Here is a 3,998-nt window from a genome sequence, read left to right as displayed (position 1 = left end):
AGCGCGCCGCTCCAGGGCGCGGCCAGCAGTTCGGGCGCGATCGCCAGCGTGAGCCGTTCCTCCAGCCCCTGCGTGAGCGCCAGCGCCTGCGCGTCGAGCTGGCGCAGCTGCGCCGCCAGCGCGCGCGCCTGCGGCTCGAGCGAGCGCGCGGCGGCCGTGGGACGGGGCTCGCGGCCCTTGCGGTCGAACAGCTGCAGGTCGAGCTCGGCCTCGAGGTGGGCGATGGCCATGCTGACCGCCGACGGCACGCGGCGCAGGGCGCGGGCGGCGGCCGAGAAGGAGCCGTGGTCGATCACGGCCAGGAAGACCTCGACGCTGTCGCTGGAGAAGCTCATGGCGGTTTTCGGATCGACCTATCAATAAAACTGAAATAAGTTGACTTTTTATATCAGCAGAAGACACATAAAGTCCAGGCATTGCAGTCACACAACAAGCCAAGGAGAGAGTCCGTCATGCAGGGAATCCAGCGCCGCATCGTCTACATCACCCTCTACGAAGGGATCGCCATCGTGGCCGCCAGCGCCGGGCTGGCGCTGATGACGGGCGCCGGCCTCGGCCATTCGGGCGTGTTGGCGGTGGCGGCCTCGGTCATCGCGGTGATCTGGAACCTGATCTTCAACAGCCTGTTCGAGCGCTGGGAGGCGCGCCAGGCGGTGCGCGGGCGCAGCATCAAGCGCCGCATCGCCCATGCCATCGGCTTCGAGGGCGGGCTGATCGGCCTGCTGGTGCCAATGTTCGCCTGGGGCCTGGGCATCTCGCTGTGGCAGGCGCTGGTGATGGACCTGGGGCTGGTGATCTTCTTCCTGGTCTACACCTTCGTCTTCAACTGGGCCTTCGACCGCGCCTTCGGGCTGCCGGCCTCGGCGGCGCCGGTCGCGCAGGCGGCCTGAGCCTTTCCGGCGGCCCGCGGATACACCCGCGGGCCGTTGGCACGGCCGGCAGCCGGTAAAATCGCCACCCCTTCCAAGGAGCGTTGCAGCGGCGGCGCGCGGGACCCCGGCTCGGGTCCGCGCACCCGCCGTCAGGCTTGGAAGGCGCCTTCTCGCAGAACCTGCCCGGAAGGCCCGGTTGCAACGACGCTCACCTGACGTGTCTTCCCCTGCCCAGGTGAGCCCCATGAGCGATGTCCCCGCGCCTTTCGTTTCTCCCATGAAGCTGTCCGGTCTCGAACCGGTGGCCATCGGCGAGGGATCCCTGTTCGTCAACATCGGCGAGCGCACCAACGTCACCGGTTCCAAGGCCTTCGCGCGCATGATCCTCAACGGCCAGTTCGAGGAGGCGCTGGCGGTCGCGCGCCAGCAGGTCGAGAACGGCGCGCAGGTGATCGACATCAACATGGACGAGGCCATGCTCGACAGCAAGGCCGCGATGGTGCGCTTCCTCAACCTGATCGCCAGCGAACCCGACATCGCGCGCGTGCCGGTGATGGTCGACAGCTCGAAGTGGGAAGTGATCGAGGCCGGCCTGCGCTGCATCCAGGGCAAGGGCATCGTCAACTCGATCTCCATGAAGGAGGGCGTGGACAAGTTCAAGCACGAGGCGAAGCTCGTGAAGCGCTACGGCGCGGCCGCCGTGGTGATGGCCTTCGACGAGAAGGGCCAGGCCGACACCTACGAGCGCAAGGTCGAGATCTGCGAGCGCGCCTACCGCATCCTGGTCGACGAGGTGGGTTTCCCGCCCGAGGACATCATCTTCGACCCGAACATCTTCGCGATCGCCACCGGCATCGAGGAGCACGACAACTACGCGGTCGACTTCATCAACGCCGTGCGCTGGATCAAGCAGAACCTGCCGGGCGCCAAGGTCTCGGGCGGGGTGTCGAACGTGAGCTTCAGCTTCCGCGGCAACGACCCGGTGCGCGAGGCGATCCACACCGTGTTCCTGTACCACGCGATCCAGGCCGGCATGGACATGGGCATCGTCAACGCCGGCATGGTCGGCGTCTACGACGACCTCGAGCCCGAGCTGCGCGAGCGCGTGGAGGACGTGGTGCTCAACCGCCGGCCCGACGCCGGCGAGCGCCTCGTCGAAGTGGCCGAGAGCGCCAAGAGCGGTGCCAAGGACGACAGCAAGAAGCTCGAGTGGCGCGGCACGCCCGAGCAGCCGGTGCACGTCAACCAGCGGCTGTCGCACGCCATGGTGCATGGCATCACCGACTTCATCGTGGAAGACACCGAGGAGGCCTACCAGCAGATCCTCGCCAAGGGCGGCCGTCCGCTGCACGTGATCGAAGGCCCGCTGATGGACGGCATGAACATCGTGGGCGACCTGTTCGGCCAGGGCAAGATGTTTCTGCCGCAGGTGGTGAAGTCGGCGCGCGTGATGAAGTCGGCCGTGGCCCACCTCATCCCCTACATCGAGGAAGAGAAGCGCCAGGACGAGGCCGCGGGCCGCGACGTGCGCACCAAGGGCAAGATCATCATCGCCACCGTGAAGGGCGACGTGCACGACATCGGCAAGAACATCGTCACCGTCGTGCTCCAGTGCAACAACTTCGAGGTGGTGAACATGGGCGTGATGGTCCCGTGCCACGAGATCCTCGCCAAGGCGAAGGTCGAGGGCGCGGACATCGTGGGCCTGTCGGGCCTGATCACGCCGAGCCTCGAGGAGATGCAGTACGTGGCCGGCGAGATGCAGAAGGACGACCACTTCCGCATCAAGAAGATCCCGCTCCTGATCGGCGGCGCCACCACCAGCCGCGTGCACACGGCCGTGAAGATCGCGCCGCACTACGAAGGCCCGGTGGTCTACGTGCCCGACGCCTCGCGCAGCGTGAGCGTGGCGCAGTCGCTCTTGAGCGACCAGGCCGCGGCCTACATCGGCGAGATCAACGCCGACTACGAGAAGGTGCGCACGCAGCACGCCAACAAGAAGCAGGTGCCGCTGTGGCCGCTGGCCAAGGCGCGCGCCAACAAGACGCCCATCGACTGGTCGAGCTACGTGCCGCCCGCGCCCAAGTTCATTGGCCGGCGCATGTTCCGCAACTTCGACCTGACCGAGCTCGCCAAGTACATCGACTGGGGCCCGTTCTTCCAGACCTGGGACCTCGCGGGGCCATTCCCGGCCATCCTCAAGGACGAGATCGTCGGCACCGAGGCCGTGCGCGTCTACGCCGACGGCCAGCGCATGCTCAAGCGCCTGATCGAGGGCCGCTGGCTCAGCGCGAGCGGCGTGGTCGGCTTCTGGCCGGCCAACACCGAGAACGACGACGACATCGTGCTCTACACCGACGAGTCGCGCAGCGAGGCCGCGCTCACCTGGTACGGCCTGCGCCAGCAGACCGAGAAGCAGGAGATCGAGGGCACGATGCGCCCGAGCCGCTGCCTGGCCGACTTCGTCGCGCCGCGCGACAGCGGCCTGAAGGACTACGTGGGCATGTTCGCCGTGACCGCGGGCCTGGGCGTGGAGAAGAAGGAGAAGTACTTCGTCGACGACCTCGACGACTACTCCGCGATCATGCTCAAGGCGCTGGCCGACCGGCTGGCCGAGGCCTTCGCCGAGGCCATGCACCACCGCGTGCGCACCGACCTCTGGGGCTACGCGGCCGACGAGGCGCTGAGCAACGAGCAGATGATCGCCGAGAAGTACCGCGGCATCCGCCCCGCGCCCGGCTACCCGGCCTGCCCCGACCACAGCGTGAAGAAGCCGATGTTCGACCTCCTGAACTGCACGGACATTGGCATGAGCCTGACCGAAAGCCTCGCTATGATGCCGGCCGCCAGCGTGTCGGGGTTCTACCTCGGGCACCCCGACAGCACGTACTTCAACGTAGGCAAAATCGGCCATGACCAGCTGCAGGACCAGGCGGTGCGCCGCAAGGCGAGCGAATCCGAACTGGAACGGCTGCTGGCGCCCAACCTCTGACGGCGCGCGGCGGGCCCTTCCGTTCCCCCGCGCCGCCGCCATCCACGCCGCCCGCCTCGCGGGCCGCTGAACCGATCCAGGCTTCCGGGGGATTCCCATTCAGACACTGCTCTTCATCCTCGCGCACCACGCGG

Annotated in this window: 3 protein-coding genes and 1 riboswitch; of the genes, 2 read left to right on the top strand and 1 reads right to left on the bottom strand. The window is 67.4% G+C overall.

Annotated features, from left to right (window positions below; genetic code table 11):
- Window positions 1-335 (bottom strand): LysR family transcriptional regulator (locus AC27VN_RS34880; protein WP_490879559.1); only part of this gene is annotated, 335 nt, incomplete at its 3' end.
- A 117-nt stretch (window positions 336-452) separates the two neighbouring features.
- Here AC27VN_RS34880 and AC27VN_RS34875 point away from each other — a divergent pair.
- A complete protein-coding gene (locus AC27VN_RS34875) occupies window positions 453-890 on the top strand; it encodes a PACE efflux transporter (RefSeq protein ID WP_395349432.1) in 438 nt (145 codons plus the stop codon).
- A gap of 69 nt (window positions 891-959) precedes the next feature.
- Window positions 960-1,089, top strand: a riboswitch (S-adenosyl-L-homocysteine riboswitch).
- Window positions 1,090-1,149: 60 nt separating this feature from the next.
- Window positions 1,150-3,864: a methionine synthase gene (gene metH, locus AC27VN_RS34870; protein ID WP_490879558.1), complete on the top strand. Its 2,715-nt coding sequence runs from the start codon at window positions 1,150-1,152 to the stop codon at window positions 3,862-3,864.
- Window positions 3,865-3,998: the final 134 nt, after the last annotated feature.

The sequence above is a fragment of the Variovorax sp. 20P10.2.4 genome, assembly GCF_058244205.1.
This window is presented reverse-complemented; position numbering and strand designations above follow the sequence as displayed.

Excerpts from the sequence above, each read along its gene's own strand:
- metH (WP_490879558.1), top strand. The coding sequence starts at position 1,150 with ATGAAGCTGTCCGGTCTCGAACCGGTGGCCATCGGCGAGGGATCCCTG.
- AC27VN_RS34875 (WP_395349432.1), top strand. The coding sequence starts at position 453 with ATGCAGGGAATCCAGCGCCGCATCGTCTACATCACCCTCTACGAAGGG.